We start from the raw sequence: 18,036 nt of genomic DNA on the forward strand, positions 1-18,036 counted from the left end.
TTTCCGGCAGGAGCGGTTTCATGATTGCGGGCAGTATGGTGGCACTGGTCACACCCATGGATGCACAAGGGCGTCTTGACTGGGCCAGCCTCAGCAAACTCGTGGACTTCCACCTTGAAAACGGCACCCATGCCATTGTCGCCGTCGGTACCACTGGCGAATCGGCAACCCTCGATGTCAACGAGCACATCGAAGTCATCCGTGCCGTAGTCAAGCAGGTAGCCGGGAAGATTCCGGTGATCGCCGGTACCGGCGCCAATTCGACCCGCGAAGCCGTCGAGCTGACCCGCAACGCCAAGGAAGCCGGTGCCGACGCGTGCCTGCTGGTCGTGCCGTACTACAACAAGCCAACCCAGGAAGGCTTGTACCAGCACTTCAAGCACATTGCCGAAGCGGTCGACATCCCGCAGATCCTCTACAACGTTCCCGGCCGCACCTCCTGCGACATGCAGGCCGAGACCGTGATTCGCCTCTCCACCGTGCCGAACATCATCGGTATCAAGGAAGCCACCGGCGACCTGGACCGCGCCAAGGCCATCCTCGCTGGCGTGAGTGATGACTTCATCGTGCTGTCCGGCGATGATCCGACCGCGGTCGAGCTGATCCTGCTGGGTGGCAAGGGCAATATCTCCGTCACCGCCAACGTCGCTCCGCGCGAAATGGCCGACCTGTGCGAGGCTGCGCTCAAGGGCGACGCCGAGACCGCGCGGGCAATCAACGAAAAACTGATGCCGTTGCACAAGGATCTGTTCATCGAAGCCAACCCGATTCCGGTGAAGTGGGCTTTGGTTGAAATGGGCCTGATGCATCAAGGCATCCGCCTGCCGCTCACCTGGCTGAGCGAAGCCTGTCACGAACCGCTTCGGCAGGCCATGCGCCAGTCGGGCGTCCTGGTTTAATTGAGGAAGTACAACGCATGAAGCGAATGGCCGGACTTTCCGCACTTGCCTTGATTATCTCCAGCACCAGTGGCTGCGGATGGGTCTGGGGCCCGGAAGGTTACTTCCGCGACCGTGGTAGCGATTACCTGGAAGCGCAACAGACTGCACCGATGCAACTGCCTCCCGATGTCAATGTCGCCAAACGTCTGGATCCGCTGTTGCCGATCCCGCGTAATGTGGCCGACGACAGCGTCAAGGGTGAATACATCGTCCCCCGTCCGCAGCCGCTGTCGGCCATGGCCGATGCCAGCGACTACACCCTGCAGAAGAGTGGCGATTCAAGCTGGGTCATGGCCCAGCATCCACCGGCCGAAGTCTGGCCCGTGGCGATCCAGTTCTTCCAGGACAACGGTTTCCGCCTGGACGAGCAGCGCCCGCAAACGGGCGAATTCACCACGACCTGGCAACGTGCCGATGAGCTGTCCGCCGCCATGGCCAAGCGCCTGAGCGCCGCCGGTGTCGGTGCCGACAGCGAAAGCCGCGTGCGGGTTCGCATCGAGCCGGGCGTGCAGCGCAACACCAGTGAAATCTACGTGGTCAGCGCTGAACGCCCTGCCGGTAGCACCGCTGATGTGGCCTTCACCAACCGTTCGGTCAACACCGGCCTGGACGCTGCGCTGGTGGACGACATGCTCGCCAGCATGAGCCGTACCGCAGAACAGGGCGGTTCGGTTTCGATGCTTGCATCCCGGGACTTCGACGTCCCGAGCCGCGTCAGCCTGAGCGAAGACGGCAGCGGCAACCCGGTGCTCAACGTCGGCTCCGACCTGGATCGCGCCTGGTCGAGCGTAGGTCGTGCGCTGGAACAAGGTGAGTGGCGGGTTGAAGACATCAACCGCAGCCTGGGCCTGTACTACATCAACCTCGCCGAAAAGGCCGAGAAGAAAGATGAGAAGCCTGGCTTCTTCAGCGGTCTGTTCGGCAGCGCGCCGGACAAGGAAGAAATTGAAGCCCGTGCCGAGCGTTATCAGGTTCGCCTGAGCAAGGTGGGTGACAACGTTCAGGTGACCGTCGAGAAAAACATCAACACCGTGGCGCCGACCGATGTGGCCCGCAAGGTATTGAGCGTGATTCAGGACAACCTGGGCTGATCCGATGCGTTTTGCCGTTCTCGGCAGCGGTAGCCAAGGGAACGGCACGCTGATAGCCAGCGCCGGCACGTATGTGCTGGTCGATTGTGGTTTCTCTTTGCGAGAAACCGAGAAACGCCTGTTGCGCCTGGGGGTGCACCCGGCGCAATTGAGCGCGATACTCGTAACCCACGAACATGCCGACCACGTGCATGGCGTGGGTTTGCTGTCTCGGCGCTACAATCTGCCGGTGTACCTGAGCCGTGGAACACTGGAGGGGCTGCGTAAGCCCATCGAACCTGCTGGCTTCGTCGCCGGTGGCGAGCAACTGCGCATTGGTGCTCTGGAAGTCAGTGTGGTCAGCGTGGCGCACGACGCCCGGGAGCCAACGCAGTATGTGTTCAGCGACGGTGAGCGGCGCTTTGGGTTGCTGACCGACCTGGGCTCGTATTGCGACAGGGTGATGGACAGCTACCGGGATCTCGATGCATTGATGATCGAGTCCAACCACTGCCGTGACATGCTGGCGCGCGGGTACTACCCGTACTTTCTCAAGCAGCGGGTAGGCGGGGAACACGGACATTTGAACAACCACCAGGCGGCGTTCCTGGTGGCCGAGTTGGGCTGGCAAGGCCTGCAACACCTGGTCCTGGCCCATCTGAGCAGCAAGAACAACCTGCCGCAGCTGGCCCGGCAATGTTTCGTCGACACCCTAGGGTGCGACCCGGACTGGCTGCAACTGGCCGATCAAGATTCAGGGCTCGACTGGCGACATATCGCCTAGCCCATCTACTTAGCAAGCGGAGCCCATCATGGAAAAACGTGAAGAACTCTACCGCGGCAAAGCCAAATCGGTTTACAAGACCGACGACGCAGACCGCTTGATCCTGCTGTTTCGCAACGACACCTCGGCGTTCGACGGCAAGCGCATCGAACAACTGGACCGCAAGGGCATGGTGAACAACAAGTTCAACGCCTTCATCATGCAGAAGCTCGAAGCTGCTGGTGTGCCGACCCAGTTCGACAAGTTGCTGGGCGACAACGAATGCCTGGTCAAGAAGCTGGACATGATCCCGGTCGAATGCGTCGTGCGTAACTACGCCGCCGGCAGCCTGGTCAAGCGCCTGGGCGTGGAAGAGGGCATGAAGCTCAACCCATATACCTTCGAGCTGTTTCTGAAGGACGACGCCAAGGGCGACCCGTTCATCAATGAATCCCACGTTGTGGCGTTCGGTTGGGGCACCGCCGAGCAACTGGCGCGCATGAAGGAGTTGTCCCTCAAGGTCAACGAGGTGCTGACCAAGCTGTTCGACGACGCCGGCCTGCTGCTGGTGGACTTCAAGCTTGAGTTCGGTGTGTTCAGCGATGGCTCCATCGTCCTGGGTGACGAATTCAGCCCGGACGGCTGCCGCCTCTGGGACAAGGACACCAAGAAAAAGATGGACAAGGACCGCTTCCGTCAGGGTCTGGGTGATGTCATCGAAGCCTACGAAGAAGTTGCCCAGCGTCTGGGCGTACCGCTGTAAACGACGCAAGCATCTGATAGCACGGAAAAAATTTCGCCCGGGGGTTCGCTTCCGGCGAATGTGCTGGTATGATGCGCGCCACTGGAGAGATGCCGGAGTGGCCGAACGGGACGGATTCGAAATCCGTTGTACTGGCGACAGTACCTAGGGTTCAAATCCCTATCTCTCCGCCATACATAGAAAAGCCCCGTAGATCAAGGTCTCGGGGCTTTTTTCATTTCAGAATTCTACGTAGATATTCTACGTAAAATAACTGCCGCTACAGACCCCTTGAGCGCTTCTATAGCGCGTTTCCCGTGTCATGACCTCGCTGGTAATGTTGCCACCCCTCAATGCAATCGGTGCCAGCCAAGCCGTGAGGCGTGCTTGAGCAAGGTGATCATGCCATTCAGTACGTCGATTAAGCCAATAGTGAACGATTTCACTTGACATTTGAAAATATCTGTTGACTTTTACGGAATCTGTGATATTCTTAGTACACAAGGTAGAGAGTTTCTTTTCTTTACTCGCAACGCCCCTCCGCAACATCAGTTACACCCCATATTCCTAACACTAATACCGACCCAGTCCGCTGAGGTTGGTTTTGCTGTGGCCGAGGCTCCCCACAGCCTCTCCGTCGTTTAAGCAAGGCGATGGCCGCTACTTGCCAGACCAAGGCTGCAATGCCTCAAGGATCGCCCGACAGGGGCGGTGGTTGATCCCTGTCACATCCGGCCAGACTGCACGCAAAGGCAGCCAATAGCACTCCGACAGTGAAGTGGGCCGAACACTGTAGAGGGGTTTTTAGATTTTCCCCTCGAACCAAATTCGCGATACAACTCATGTAACACTTAGAATGACTCGTGCATTCACTTAGCCGGACATCGTTCCGGCTGATTTTCACCTGAACAAAATTAATCGGACACTTTCATTTTGATATCGGAGGCCAAATGGCTTTAACGGTTGTACGTCCTTGCGTGGTCTGTGGATCACCTATGGAAACCAAGAGAGCATCAAAGCAGGCATGTAGCGACAAATGCTCGAAGCAACACTACCGCGCTCAACAGCGTCAACAAACAACGCTATCCATTACAAAAACAGAAGAGGTACACACCATGAGTAACAAACCAACACAAGCAACGACAGAAGTACCAATGCAGTTTGTCTTTTCCGAAACGGAATACCGATCACGCTGCCAAAATGAAAAAGGCTTCTACGAATCACGAATCGATAAGCCCTACGCTAACATCCCCGGTGCAATCGTCGAATTTACTCCTGCCACTCTGGTAGAAGCACTCGAAGTTTATCACCAGCACCGTGCAGCTCAGTGGCAGCCTCTTGACCCAATGGAGGGGCTGCCAACTGCAATGCTTATCGAAAGCCCTCAAGCAACTTTCATTAGTATTTACCTAAGAAAGCCTGAGCGTGAACAAGAGCGGGATCTCGCTAAATTGTGCAAGCAAATTAGATCAGATTTCGAGGCCGAACTTGAAGCAGCGTTGAGTGCGGAAGGAGATCGTCAAGTTCAGCTGACTCTTGCGAAAGATGAGCGAGACCGCCTGAAGGCTGAAGAGCAGCAACGGTTGAGTCGTGAACAAGAAGTTCGTGATGAGCTCGCTGCTTCAAGAGCTAGCCTTCGTGCAGAGCTTATTAAATCAGGCCGTTTGAATTCAGAGGGGAACGTAGAATGATAACGCCAACCGAATACTTATTGCTCCAGCGTTATGACCCTACTAATCCTAAGTTGCTAGAGCCTCTGGAGTCCGTTGTGGGTGGCAATATGACTGAAGTGCTACCAGTGCATAAGGAAGCTGCTAAAGCGTCTGATATGAGTGCAGAGGAGCTTGCGGAGATGATTGAAGTGGAGTTGCGTAATCGCAAACTACTTGAAATGGCTAAGAAGAACAAAGGAAAAAAATGACACAAACTGCGGTACAGAATCAAACCCTGCAAAATGGGTCAATCGACTATTACGCTGTATACAGAGTTACACACCCCGCAAGCGTTTCAGCTTTCCTAGGCCTTGCCCATGCATACGTCAAACGCCGTAATGGAAGCGACTTCACTCACCATTGGTTTGCCGTGGATGGCGATACAACCATTATCACTGTACAGGGCAGCCGTAACGCGCTGAGCTTCCTCGGTGAGTACATCCAGTCTCACACACGCTATCTATCCGGTGTGGAAGTTGTATATCACGGCTGGGGCGTTAAAGCGTTCAAAGCTATTGTCGATACCCTTTACGCTCGTCGTATGAGTCATCGTGAAGGGGGCAGCCGATGAACGAAGAGATCATTGCCAAGCTAGTTGGTCTTCTTAAATTCAACGTAGACCCAAGTGGTTTGCAACGTTTCACAGTAATGATGCGAACTGCCGAAAGACAAATGACTCAGCTCGGCAAGCAAGCGGACGCCTTGCAGAAGAAGCTTGGAGCGAAGCTAGGCATCAAGGTTGATAGCGCCGGACAAGCGAAGTTAGCCAAGACTGTAAGAGACAACCTCGACCGGGAACTAAAGCTTGAGCAGGCGGTTCAACGTACACGCCGGGCAACGTTCACTGCTGAGCTACAGGGACAAAAGCTGATCAACCTTCGCCAGAAAGAAGGTGCAGCGATTCAAAGCCAAGCCCTCCGTGACAAGATCGCTCAGGCCGTTCTAGATGCTAAAGCAGCAAAGGCAGAGGGCGAACGCTTGAAGGCTCAAGGCCTTGCCTTAAAACAGGCCCAGACGCTTGAACAACACAAGGCCCGCCAAGCCCGTTGGGAATCACTATTGGCCCAGCAACAGAAGAAGACTGCCATCCTTCAGCAGAGGCAGCTTCAAGCAATGACGGCTACCCAGAGGGCCGAACTCGCCTTGCAGCAAGCCAGAGCTAGGGGCCATCGTGCAGCAGAAAAATTCGCTGCATCCCAACACGCGGCAAAGCTTCGTGCTCAACGTCTTGATGTGAGTCATGCCCAGAGAGCAGAGCGGTTTTCGTGGGCCCAAATCCGCCAAGCCGCATGGGCAGCAAAACAGGCTGAGCCAAAGATATCCACCGGTTTCATGGGATTGGGCACTGGTGCTCTTGCCTTGGGTGGTGTCACCGCTGGCCTAGCTGCAATCGTGGGAGCTGTCGGCGCTCTTGGTGACCGTCTTACAGCTACACAAGCCCGAGTGTCTGAGAGTCAGCAACTTGAAAACGTATTGTCTCAAGCGGGGGGTAAGAACCCAGCAAACGCGGAGTTTGCCAAATCGGAGTGGCTACGGATCAATGCCAAATACGGCTCAGAGGCAAGCCTTGAATCTGCCAAGGCCTACAGAACGTTCCTGATGGCGGAGATGGCCCGTGGTCGCGGCCTTTCCCAAGCCACCGGCACATATGAAACACGCCAAGCAGCCTTTCGTGGGGCTGGCATGACAGCCGAGGAACAGCGCCGTGCGAATTTGCAACTCCAGCAAATTGCCAGCAAATCACAGGGCGACCGGGAAGACCTCAACACCTTCTCAGAAAGCGCACCGCTGTTGATTGAGCCGATTCGTCGTGCATGGGCAGAACGCAACAAATACAAAGGCAACAACCTTGAGCGTGATTTCCGTGAAAGCACCACGGAAGGCAACCTGAAAGCAATCGACTTTACGAAAGGTATTGAGCTGTTCGTCAAGGAAAACGCCGCTGCGATTGAGCGTCAGAGTGGCAGCATCGATGCAAATACCACTCGACTAGCCAATCAGAAGTTCTTGCAACAGCAGGGCCTAGACCAGAACCCGGAATTGATTGGTGCGATCAATGAACGGATCAAGGCGGAAATGGCACTAACAGAGGCAATGAAGCCTTTCAAGGCAACCATGGTGCAGTTTGATATTGGACTGGCTCATCTTGCCGCTTCGTTGCTCCGTCTCGCCGCTAATCGCAATGCTGATGGCAGCGAGAAATCAGAGCAGCAGCAGATTCAGGATCGCATGTCTACCAATGACATCGCCGTCGATACGAAGATGGTGGGAGTGGGCGACTACAGCGCTGTTAATGGCGATACCCAGCATCAAGGCGGACCTATTGGCAAGTTTTGGAACTGGCTATTTAGCGTGCAGGATTACCGCGACGGCGAAGCTAACAAAACCGAAGCGTTGGAGATGAACATTGCTGGTTTGCAATTTCCCCCGTTAGATTTGTCAAAGTTTAGCGCTGGGATGGAAAACTTGGCGGATGGGAAGCTGCGCAGTTTCCGCCCATATCAAGAATATACAACGACCGATATTCTAGATGGTGCAGCGGCTAGACAGCGTGATAGTCAACCAGTGTTGCCAGCTTGGTTAGGGCCGGGTGATTTGAGCCATACCTCATCCGGTAAAGGTAGCGCTAATAACGTAGACAATTCGACCCACAATGACGTGAAGATTGACATCCAAATCGACGCACGCGGAATGACACCCGATGAAGTTGATAAGCTGACGGAAGAGCGTTTTCGAGAAAACTGGGATAGAACTCTACGCTCAGCAGCAGCGTTGCAGAAGGAGGTTGAATAAATGAAACCCATATAACTCCTTAGCGAGACTCTAAGGCCGCTTGCGGCCTTTTGTCTATCTGCCTGGCAACGTTCTATATTCGTCAGTGTTGCCAAAAAGTAACCACTGCTCTAGTAGCAGTATCTGCAAGATACAAAACGCCCCCAGGCCTTGTTCTATAAGGGGTGTAGCCAATTTAAGTGACTCAACTTTGTGTGCGTAACTCCGCGAGCGGAGCGATGCAAGCACACAACATGATCCCATTAACAAAGGAAATCACCGATGAAAGTATGTACATGCCGCCATTGCGGACGAGTGTTCACCGTGGCGAAGCCAATGCCTTTCTGTTCTGGCACATGCCGCACCACTCACCATTTCTATGAATCACAACAACCGACGATCCATGAAGGAGTCATCAATGACAACATCCGCCACACCGAAGAAGACTAAGGCAGTACGCCGTCCAAGATGTGCTCATTGCAGTAAGCAATTCAGAACTACAAGCGCCGTAAAGACCTACTGCACCACTCAGTGCCAGAAAGAAGCTACCAAGAAGAAACGCCGAGTATCCCGTACAGACCGTGCCACCAATTCAGCATTTTTCTATCACCTAGCCTACGAATGTGAGCGTGCCGGAACCCTCCAGATCCTCACAGGCCACATCGTGCAATCACTGGTGGCCCTATGTGACGTGTACAAGCTCAAGCTGAAAGCCAACCGTTACGGAGAGACCAAGGACTACGAAATCAGCCACATTCACCCCGTGCAAGGTGATAACACCATTGGTCTCTACCACGCTCCCAACTTGGTAGTGGTGCCAGTGAAGCTCAACCGCACTCACGCTACTACCCACTACGGCCACGGGCTGAGCATCAATCGCAATGCTTTGGTATCGAAACACTCAGTAGAGAAGGGCGCCCCACGTAAGCAAACCGTGCAACGCATCATCGCCTTCCTAGGTGCTGACGTAGTGGCTGAGGCTGTGAAGGTTGCCAAGATCCAGCCAACCCAGCGTCACAAGGTGCTGAGCTGGCTACACGACCACTTAGACCCAACCGTGCCAGAACAACGCACCCACCTAGATGCTCTCGATAGCATGTCAGGCAAGGCTCTCTCAGCGCTCAAGGCCGAGCTTGAGGGAAAGGAGGGGAGTGACTTCCAGATCAAGACAACGATGCTTACTCCATTCGAAGTGTTGTCCCAGGAGCTTGAGCGCCATGCTCAGCACCGACCAGAACTAACCGAAGTGCTGGACGTGATTTGCAAACGTGTGAGTCCCTTTACAGCGCTACACATGAGTAGAACCACGCTCAACGAGGAAGAGTTACAGGCAGTGTTTGACGTGCTCCACGGCAAGCCTGTTGATGCCATCCGTGACGTGCTAACCGAGTTCGTAGAGCGCCATACAAGCACAATGGACAATGGTGAGCGTATCCCGCCATACAAGCCAATCGTGTTCAGGGTGCATCGTCCCGCAAAGGCTCTCGCAACCGGCGAGGGAAGCGAAGCAACCCTGCAAGCTCCTGTCAGCTTCGCTGCTGAGCTGGATTCGATAGGTGAGCAAGACACTATCCCGGTGCTTTTACTGAGCCATGCGACGACGTATGGGAATGATTCATTGCCATGGGCCTAGCTCAATGGTGGCCCGGTGCTAGTCTTCATCTCACCTAGAACAGCATATGGAAATCGGCCATGGACTTGAAAAACGTTGTTATCACCGTTGTAGACATCATCGCTTGGTTGGGGATCATCTTTGCTACGGTGTTCGGCTACGTTGCTACACGTGGGAACTATGAATACGTAGGTGCGTTGGGAGGCTTTGCTGTTGGCTGTCTGGGCTCTGGTATTTGGTTTGCCATCTCTGCAATCCACCAGAATGTTCAAACAATTCGTGATATCGCCGTCAAGCGCCAAGGGTTGTAGCCGTTGCTGGGGATCGCTCTGCGCCGCCTCGATAGCGGCTTATTGGGCGCCGCTTCACCGTGTCGTTTCAGAATAGGTTTATCTCGCTAGTCAACCAATACATAGGGGACGTGACCATGACGCATTGCATGCTATCGCTTGATCTTGTGAATGCTGATGACGAACAGCGCACCAATTTTTATGCCGTGCTTGAGGTTGATGGCTGGGTGAAGCTCGCTGACGTAGATACTGTTTGGCAGAAGCGTTTCGATGACACATTTGTAAGGCCGTCCATCCAACGACGTATTATCACCGCCTTGGAAAGAGCTGCTGATACAGCAAGAATCAGGCTCGTGACGTTCGCTGCTCAGATCGGCGACAACCCGGCTTCTACAGGTAGAACTGTGAAGGTTGTGGGTGGGTTCGAAACCTCGTTCAACTAGTCTACGAATGCGGTAGGACAAGGGTTTGGGGGGGGCTGGCGGATGAAAATCCAAAGGCCGCTTGCATGTAAAACCTGGGCGTGGCAGGTAGTCTCCACTGCCAAGATAATCATTATTCGAGTTCGGAAGTAATAATTATATCAAGGTAACTATAACGGTTTTTAATCATAGCTAACGCTCGTAGGTCGTTAATAGTAACTATATCAAATACATCGCTTGAAAATAAATTTGCAGATAATTCAAAGTAGGTATAGCGTTTACTCCAAGTCTCCCGCATCAACCAAGAGATAATTGATATGTCAACTCACGTGCTGCTTTCGTTCGACTTGAAACAGAACACTAGTAGTGAAGCCCGTAAGGTCTTCGATGAAGCTCTTGAGCGCTGTGGGTGGAGGGACTGCCTCGAAGTCGGATCGACGAAGACGAAAGTGTTTGCCGTTAGTGGGAATGCCGCTGAGGCTAAGACGTACGCTTACATGGAGGTCTACGAGGCCACCCTCAGTGCCAAGGTGAAAGAGGTTTCTTGTGTCATTCATTGCGGTGATTCTGCGCCATTGCAAAGGACATTCCTACAAGGCTCAACAAGTTGGTGACAAATAAGTTTCATGCCTCGGTGAAGTTCTCTTCATATCTCCAAATAACCGTGGTTAAACCCGGTGAAAACCCTGTATGCAATCTAGTCTATTAGAGTTTACGTTTAGATGGGGTATGGCTATGTATGAGTGTTTCCGGGGCCTTGGGCTGAAACTGAATCAAGCTCGATTCGATGAGAGCGTCTCTCATTGAGGTTTCTGTACCAAAACGGCAGTTTTGAGGCGGAATCACCGATTTCTGCAAAACTACGGCATTGACAGGCGCTGAGCTGGTGCCTTCACTTTGGTTTCGCCCACGTCGGGATAATCGGGAGATTCAAGGTGAGTGAATACGGAACGGTACGCTTGAAGGAGTTGCTACACAGGATCGATCAGGGCATGTCCGACATCACAGGCGCTGACATCCCTGTTTACGAGAGTGCAGCTCGTTTGGGGCTGACTACTCCTCTCCTCAAAGCTGGTGATGTTGGGTACGTGTACACCGGGGTTAGCGTCAGTCCCGCTGGAATGACCCTGTTGCACCACATTCCTGACCCTTTCCCATAGGCATCAACAAACGACCGTTAAACGATACCGCCTGTCCGATACCCGTACCGGTGTCATCAAGTGCGGGTTTACAGGTTATTGATACCTTGGCAATATGATCCCTCCATTGTTGATACCCCACGAGCAGCGTGAGGGATACCTGGGAGGGTGAGTAAATGAGCCGTCTATTCGGATACGGTCGTGTCAGTACGACCGAACAGAACACTGACAACCAACTGGTGGCCCTCACCTCAAAGGGTTTCGATATCAAGCCCACTCGCTGGTTCTCTGAACAAATCAGTGGCGGTGTACCCGCCCTTCAGCGTCCCCAATTCAGCAAGATGGCTGAGCGCATGGAAGCAGGGGATACGCTTGTGGTGCTGAAGCTGGATCGCTTAGGCCGCGACGTGCAGGACGTACTTGCCACGGTCTCTAAGCTCGCCACTGACGGTATTCATGTTCGTAGCCTCGATCTTGATGGGGTAGACCTCACCAGCGCAGCCGGGAAGCTACAGCTAACCGTTCTTGCAGCAGTTGCAGCCTTTGAGCGTGATCGAATCAAGGAGCGCACTAGAGAGGGCCTTGCACGGTCGGACAAGAAAGGTGGTCGTCCAGTGGCAACAGACACCACAGTCGCAGTTCAGAAGCTCAAGGCTAAAGGCATGACACAGGCTCAGGCAGCAGCCGAACTCAAGGTGAGCTTGCCCACCGTCAAGAGGCATTGGAACAAGGTTTGAAGTTGGCGTGTAGCCCTTCATCAGCCCGCCTTGAGCGGGCTTCGTTGTCTTTGTGGTTTGCCATCTTCTTTACAGTTGCACACCTACCAAAGCCTCCGAGAGGGCTACAGGGCGTCAGGTTATTTCTACATTTATAGAGATTGGAAGGAGGGTGCTCTCGCGCCGCTAAGCAGCGCTGGCAAGGCTGAGCCACCTTATTTTCCAGACAGAAACTCAGAAGCTGAGCAAGAGTGCTCAGTAAATTTTGGCGTGGCCAGGGTTTCGGAGATATCGCGGGGAGAACCACCAAATCAGCGAAAGCTTGGTGGCTTGTCGCTAACCGTTAGCGTGGTGGGCTACGGTGGTGGTGACACACATCCTCCCATTCGCCGAAACGGAACCGGCGATACTGACGGACGGGGATGGTTTTCTTGCCTGCGGTGTTGCGTTCAAAATTTTGCATCTGAGTCGTTCCTATAACGTTTGAGGTTTAGTCGCACGTGTCCAGAAACGACCACCGATCATTCACCAGTTGACTCAACAGCGGTCTATTGGCTTTAATGGCGTCCTTCTCTTGAACCGTGCTCAAACGCATGCGTCGGAGGATGCGAGCAGGTACGTGACGTTTTCCCGACAGAAACGTGCCTGCTCGTAGACATCTTCAGCTAAGACCCCATTAAGTTGGGGTTTTTGCGTTTGTGGGGCCATCATACTGGCTCCTGTATGCCCCTGCAAGCCTCTCTGGGGTATCTCAGGCTGTTTTCTTCCATTTCCCCTCCCTGCGGACCGTTATTAACGTTTTTTCGCTCCCTGAGGCCCTTAAGAGGCCCTCAAGAGGCCCTCTGAAATAGTGTTTCAACCACGTCTGAAAAATCGCGAATGCCGCTAGTTAGCGAGAAATGGGCGCTAGAATCCGTTGAAAAAACTACATCTAGGGGCTAGTGATTCAGAAAACCTACAACATAGTGTGTTTTTGCCGGTAGCTTCATCGATAAATTGTGGATAAACCTGTGCGTAATTTACGTCTATAGCAGGAAGGTGCTCTGGAAGCCGCGATCCACCTGGATCCAATCTGTTTTTCTGGTTTCGATGCTCGTTGAGTGGCCTTGGGGATATCTGTGAGGTGGTGCAGGGATTCTTCTATATAGAGGGAGGAGGTTTGACCCCCGACAAGAGCGCTTATGTCTTGCCATGATGGCTGTAGGCCGCAACGCTGCTTTAGAGATTCGTCGCGCCTGGATAGCTCCAGCTCAAGGTGGTGTCATCGCCCTGGCAGTCAATCAATTAGTCACTTCATACAATTATCAATAAAATGCTGTTTTTTTGTACAGCCTTGGCGGGGGCAGGCGAGACACGTCAGGCGGACGTCTGGGCACCTTGCTATCATGTCAGCTCAGACTGATGAGGTGCGGTATGGGTGATACGGATTCGCCAGATTTCAACAAGGCTCGGGGTTTTCTCGTTGGCTATTCACTGGTTGTTGTACTGCTGTGGTTCTTTGGTGCCGATCTAACGCAGTTTAAGTTGATGGGCAATGAGATATATCTTAAAGAAAATATCCGGCATGTGTGGCTTGTTATCGCGCTAGTCAATATTTACTTATGGCTTAGATTTCTTCAGAGGCTACCAAAAAGGGGGCTGCGCTTTGACGAAAATATGCATGAGGCGTTAGATGCTGCACTGATTAAGATATGCTCAATTGTCCATAAGCGCGCAGCATTCAGAAAGGCTGCTAGTGAAGGTATCGAAAAAAATGAAGGGGAGTTGGTCAACCTTCAACTGAGCGGCGTTCTATCTTATCGAGATGAGTTAGAGCATGAAAGGGGCAGGGAGTTTGGGCCTACTGGTCCATGGGATTATTCCTATCCATACCGTTCCAAGGTTAATTTTAGTATGTACAAAAAATTTGATAAGAATGGGGAGATAGTTAACTCGTATGGTGCTAGTAGCTATGAGGCAACTCCAGGTTTGGTATTGTACCGGGCGGCTGTTGTGTATGCCTTTTTGAAGGGGGTGGTGGGGCTGACATGGTTCACTGATAATGTATGGCCTCTATTGTTTGGCTGCCTAAGCATCGGCGTAGCTATTTTTAAATGGTGGCAGATAAATAGTGTTGGTCATGTGACATTTGTCAATGCATTCAATCAGACTTTGACTCCATTGTGAAAATGGATATTGTCTAGTGCGGTGGGGTTCCTCTTCAGGATCTTGTCGGGATGGCGGGAAGCTTCGATATAGCTTTGAGCTTCTGCTTTGGTGATGATCCATCCGAATAAACATCGAACGTCACCGTACCGGTTTCGTGGCCTACTAGCTCCTTGATCAGCCTGTCTGCTATGTCTGCGCGTACCAGTGAGGTTATGACCGTCGCCCTGATACTGTGAAACACGCGGGTACGATCAAACCCCATCGCGGTCTTCAATCTGCCAAACGCCTTGCTCAATGCATCCGACCGAATCCCATATTTGTTGTTGCTGTCGGTAGGCACCAGATAGCCGTCTATAGATGATTTGCAGAGTCGCTCCACCAGCGCTGTCAGCTTGGGATGCACCGGCACCTGTCGAATGCCTGCCACTGTTTTCGAATCCACGATATCGAACATCTTCACCCCATCGACGGTAATCAGGTGCTCCTTGCGAAGCTGACACAGTTCCTCGATCCGAGCCCCGGTATACCCGCCCAGTAGGATCAGGTCTGCCAATGTATCCAGACCTTGTTTCTTCGCTGCTATGTGCAGGGTGCCGATCTCTTCGACGCTGAAAGCTTTCCGTTTTGCGTCAAGTTTGGCCTTGCCTCTGAGCGTAGGCAGCGTGTGTTTCTCGAATGGGTTTACATGCCCTTTGAAGGTCTGTCGCCACTGAGGCTCATGCGTCATTGCCCATTGCCAAAACTGACTACCAGCAAGCAGGTATTGCTGTTTGGTCTTGCTACTGAGCTTCATGCCTTGTAGCCAAGTGCTCACAGAATCAAAGTCGAGTTTGGTGCCCGTGGCTAGCAGATGTTCCGATAGACTCAGCAGCTTCGCCTCCTGTTGATTCACCGTCTTGAGCGCGACGTGATGTTCAAGCCTGTAGATGCGGAAAGCAGCGAGCCGGGTCTTGGTGATCGGTGAGCGAGCTTTGTAGCTGGCAGGATCTTTTACCAGCGCTTCCAGTTCCTGGCCCTGCTCAGTCGTGAGTCGGTGAGCGCTAGAAATCTTCTTTTCTATGAACTGTTTCCCGAGGGCTGCTAGGTCATCTTCTAGTTTGACCATTCCCATGGGTTCGCCACGACGACGTTGAATGAGGCTTGTTAGCGCAGCAACCAGTTTGGGGTTTCCCATCGCTTTTGAGACGTCTTCTGCATCAGGTGCTGGCATCGCTGGTACGTCTTCACCAATCCTTGCCCGTTTGGCTTGTTGCGTCCATTGGTCAACCTGATCAATCGCCGCTGAGACATTATCCTGCCAACCGTCTGGGAGTGCTTTTCCTTCACGTGCTGCCTTTATCTGGCTCTTCCATGCATGCAGGATGGGTAAGCGCCGGAACATTGCCTCTTCTCGTGAACCGGTTTTAAGCGACAACGATAGGATACGACGACCGCCGAAAGCCTCTCGCACGTCCTTAGGGATATCCATCCTAACGTGGTAGGTGCCGCCTTGGAGTTCAAGATTGTTGGCCTTCGGCATGGTCGTTTCTTCATTGGATTCTACGTAAAGATTCTACGTAAAATCACCGGGAAAGCCAGTAAATACAATGTTTGTTGGGCTTCGTGGCTACGTATGGTGAGTCCCTATCTCTCCGCCATTATTGAATACGACTAAGCCCCTGAAATGGTTGAACATTTCAGGGGCTTTTTCGTTTTCAGGTTTTTATTCAGGGCATCGTTGGACAAACTGCTGGCGAACCGGCGCCGGCCATCGTCGGTCCACGCGAAACATTCTTCCCTGGTAAAGATTTTCCGGCACTGGGGCTCTTCAGGAAAAGGTCCCTTCGCAATGAGAATTTGTGGCGCGCAAGGGCTCTCCCCTCAACCCGCCATTTGTCGTAAATCTCCCCGCACCTGTTAGTTCTGACAGTAGCCAGGTTCTCCTGCCTGGAGTGTGATAACGGCGTCGCCCAGAGATCCACGCCCCGCCACCTGCCAGGAGAACATGATGGATATTCAGTCCTCTGAGTTAAATGAGCTTTTCAAATTGATCCCCGTGATCATCCCTGGCTGGGTGACCCCAGTGAAGCCAGCCAATCTTGCGAACGGAGGTATCCCCAAAAGGATTTACGACGATCAGGCTCTGGGCCTTGAATGTCTGGTCGACCCATGGTTCGAGATCCCGCGTCGCGGCGGGACATTGGAGATTGACGACCAGGTCGACCTGTATGTAAATGACGACGCGACTCCTTCGGCTGGCGATATCATCAGGGAAGAAAACAAACGTCTGCGCCTTTACTTGCCTCATGGACGGTTGGTTCAAGGCGTCAATCGGTTGTACTACAAAGTGACCCGTCCCAGTGGTGGTGGCGGAACATCGAATGATATGAATGTTTTGTACCACCGACGGGCTCCAGGCGAACCCGCACCCGATAGCCTGGACCTGATGATCCCTTCCGATGTTGTCACTGCGGGTGTCAGCGCCGAGCGAGCAGCGCAAGGCGTGACGTTCGGTTTCGACTACAGCTACCGGCGGCGCTACGACCGTATTCGATTTCTGGTGGGCGATGCGACCGATGAATGGGAGATAGCCGACGACGCCCCGGTCCCGGAGGTGAGGACACTGTTTACCGACAAATTCCAGGAAGCGGGTGACAACCGCAGGGCGCAGGTCGAGTTTAGGGTTTTTGACCAGTTGGGCAACTCCAGTCAGTCGTCAGTGTACTTTCTGGATATTCATCTGAACCGACTTGCTCCGCCAGAAATCACCTCAGTGAAAGACGACAAAGAGGTTGAAATTCCGCATGGCACAAGCACTGTGGCGACCTCGGTCGTGCTCAGCGGCACCGCCAGTGGCGATCAACGAGTGGATATTTTTGACGGTGCGGATTTCAAAGGCTCTGCCCACGTCGAGGGCAATGGTATCTGGAGTTTCGCCGTCATCGGTCTGGCCGTCGGTGAGCACAGCTTCATCGCCAAGGCGGTCTACGGCAGCAACCCGGAGTCACTCGCCTACACCTTCACAGTGCTGGAGCCGCTGAGTTTCGGACAGGACCACAGTCAAACGGCATCGAATTATTTTATCGTGCGTGGACGACCACCCAGGATGCCTCCGGATGACGCAACTGCAACTTATACGCGTACGGCTACGGGGGGCGTACCTCCTTATCAATACGCATCCTCGAACGAGGAGGTTGCCCTCGTAGACTCGGAGTCGGGTCTTGTGCGGGCTGCGGGAAATGGGTCGGCACGGATAATCGCTACCGATGCAAGTGGTCGGACGGCCTTCTACGTGCTTACATTTTCGGGTGTCCGACTGGTGGAGCGTATCGACAACATGTGGTGGGACCCAAACTTCTCAGCTGTGCGGCCCAACCCTGAGCTGCACCTTGATCTGGCCCAAATGAAGAGATTCTGGGGAATCTATTTCCTATCCGAAGGGCTTGTGGCGCGGGCATTGAGCTGGCCCGAGTCTTTGTACTGGACATCGGATGGAGCGCCCGGCCCCTACGCCTTGGCCTTCTCGCTGAATGATCCGAATCCTGCCGAAGTAACCCGGCACGGCGGGGACATTTTTCCGGCAATTAAAAAACTCTAACCGTTCCGGTGTCGGACGTTGCAGGACAGGGCGACGGTGTTTTCACTAACCTCAACCGAAACCCTGGCCTCGGTCAAGACGATCAAAAACGTCTTCGCCTGCCCTCTAAAACAATCCCCTCCTTTGTGTCAA

15 protein-coding genes and 1 tRNA gene are annotated in these 18,036 nt (G+C 53.4%); 15 read left to right on the forward strand and 1 reads right to left on the reverse strand.

Translation table 11 applies throughout. The features are described from left to right. The first annotated feature begins 20 nt into the window (after window positions 1-20). The 14 genes from dapA (at window position 21) to AC3I65_RS06600 (ending at window position 14,345) form a co-directional block, all read left to right on the forward strand. Window positions 21-899 (forward strand): 4-hydroxy-tetrahydrodipicolinate synthase, encoded by an 879-nt coding sequence (gene dapA, locus AC3I65_RS06535; protein WP_047227964.1) that lies wholly within the window; start codon window positions 21-23, stop codon window positions 897-899. A gap of 17 nt (window positions 900-916) precedes the next feature. Further along, the gene (gene bamC, locus AC3I65_RS06540; protein ID WP_488523555.1) at window positions 917-2,032 is read left to right on the forward strand and encodes an NlpB/DapX family lipoprotein; all 1,116 of its coding nucleotides are present in this window, start codon (window positions 917-919) and stop codon (window positions 2,030-2,032) included. Window positions 2,033-2,036: 4 nt separating this feature from the next. Continuing rightward, window positions 2,037-2,795 carry an MBL fold metallo-hydrolase gene (locus AC3I65_RS06545; protein ID WP_047227962.1) on the forward strand — a complete coding sequence of 253 codons (759 nt, stop codon included), beginning with the start codon at window positions 2,037-2,039 and terminating at the stop codon, window positions 2,793-2,795. Between the two features lie 28 nt (window positions 2,796-2,823). After that, entirely contained in the window at window positions 2,824-3,537 is a 714-nt protein-coding gene (gene purC / locus AC3I65_RS06550; protein WP_025212375.1) for a phosphoribosylaminoimidazolesuccinocarboxamide synthase, read from the forward strand. Window positions 3,538-3,620: 83 nt separating this feature from the next. Further along, window positions 3,621-3,710: transfer RNA gene (locus tag AC3I65_RS06555), tRNA-Ser, on the forward strand. An 801-nt stretch (window positions 3,711-4,511) separates the two neighbouring features. Continuing rightward, complete coding sequence (locus tag AC3I65_RS06560) at window positions 4,512-5,207, forward strand: hypothetical protein (protein WP_488523556.1); 696 nt, start codon at window positions 4,512-4,514, stop codon at window positions 5,205-5,207. Next, window positions 5,204-5,437 (forward strand): hypothetical protein, encoded by a 234-nt coding sequence (locus tag AC3I65_RS06565; RefSeq protein WP_488523557.1) that lies wholly within the window; start codon window positions 5,204-5,206, stop codon window positions 5,435-5,437. Before AC3I65_RS06560 ends, AC3I65_RS06565 begins: the two co-directional genes overlap by 4 nt. Further along, the gene (locus AC3I65_RS06570) at window positions 5,434-5,799 is read left to right on the forward strand and encodes a hypothetical protein (RefSeq protein WP_488523558.1); all 366 of its coding nucleotides are present in this window, start codon (window positions 5,434-5,436) and stop codon (window positions 5,797-5,799) included. The genes AC3I65_RS06565 and AC3I65_RS06570 overlap by 4 nt, the downstream gene beginning before the upstream one ends. Beyond that, entirely contained in the window at window positions 5,796-8,021 is a 2,226-nt protein-coding gene (locus AC3I65_RS06575) for a hypothetical protein (protein ID WP_488523559.1), read from the forward strand. Before AC3I65_RS06570 ends, AC3I65_RS06575 begins: the two co-directional genes overlap by 4 nt. Window positions 8,022-8,418: 397 nt before the next feature. After that, window positions 8,419-9,633 carry a hypothetical protein gene (locus AC3I65_RS06580; protein ID WP_488523560.1) on the forward strand — a complete coding sequence of 405 codons (1,215 nt, stop codon included), beginning with the start codon at window positions 8,419-8,421 and terminating at the stop codon, window positions 9,631-9,633. A gap of 59 nt (window positions 9,634-9,692) precedes the next feature. Then, window positions 9,693-9,923: a hypothetical protein gene (locus tag AC3I65_RS06585; RefSeq protein ID WP_488523561.1), complete on the forward strand. Its 231-nt coding sequence runs from the start codon at window positions 9,693-9,695 to the stop codon at window positions 9,921-9,923. Window positions 9,924-10,039: 116 nt separating this feature from the next. Next, window positions 10,040-10,345 (forward strand): hypothetical protein, encoded by a 306-nt coding sequence (locus AC3I65_RS06590; protein ID WP_488523562.1) that lies wholly within the window; start codon window positions 10,040-10,042, stop codon window positions 10,343-10,345. A 1,294-nt stretch (window positions 10,346-11,639) separates the two neighbouring features. Further along, a complete protein-coding gene (locus AC3I65_RS06595; RefSeq protein WP_488523563.1) occupies window positions 11,640-12,200 on the forward strand; it encodes a recombinase family protein in 561 nt (186 codons plus the stop codon). A 1,392-nt stretch (window positions 12,201-13,592) separates the two neighbouring features. Further along, window positions 13,593-14,345 (forward strand): hypothetical protein, encoded by a 753-nt coding sequence (locus tag AC3I65_RS06600; RefSeq protein WP_488523564.1) that lies wholly within the window; start codon window positions 13,593-13,595, stop codon window positions 14,343-14,345. 34 nt (window positions 14,346-14,379) lie between these two features. On the opposite strand, the gene AC3I65_RS06605 is transcribed toward AC3I65_RS06600, so the two are convergent. Continuing rightward, window positions 14,380-15,846: a DUF6538 domain-containing protein gene (locus tag AC3I65_RS06605; RefSeq protein WP_488523565.1), complete on the reverse strand. Its 1,467-nt coding sequence runs from the start codon at window positions 15,844-15,846 to the stop codon at window positions 14,380-14,382. Between the two features lie 468 nt (window positions 15,847-16,314). Here AC3I65_RS06605 and AC3I65_RS06610 point away from each other — a divergent pair, with 468 nt between their 5' ends. Further along, window positions 16,315-17,904, forward strand: coding sequence for an Ig-like domain-containing protein (locus AC3I65_RS06610; protein WP_488523566.1), 1,590 nt, complete (start codon window positions 16,315-16,317; stop codon window positions 17,902-17,904). The last annotated feature ends 132 nt before the right edge of the window (window positions 17,905-18,036 follow it).

It is taken from the genome of Pseudomonas sp. N-1-13, from assembly GCF_057787095.1.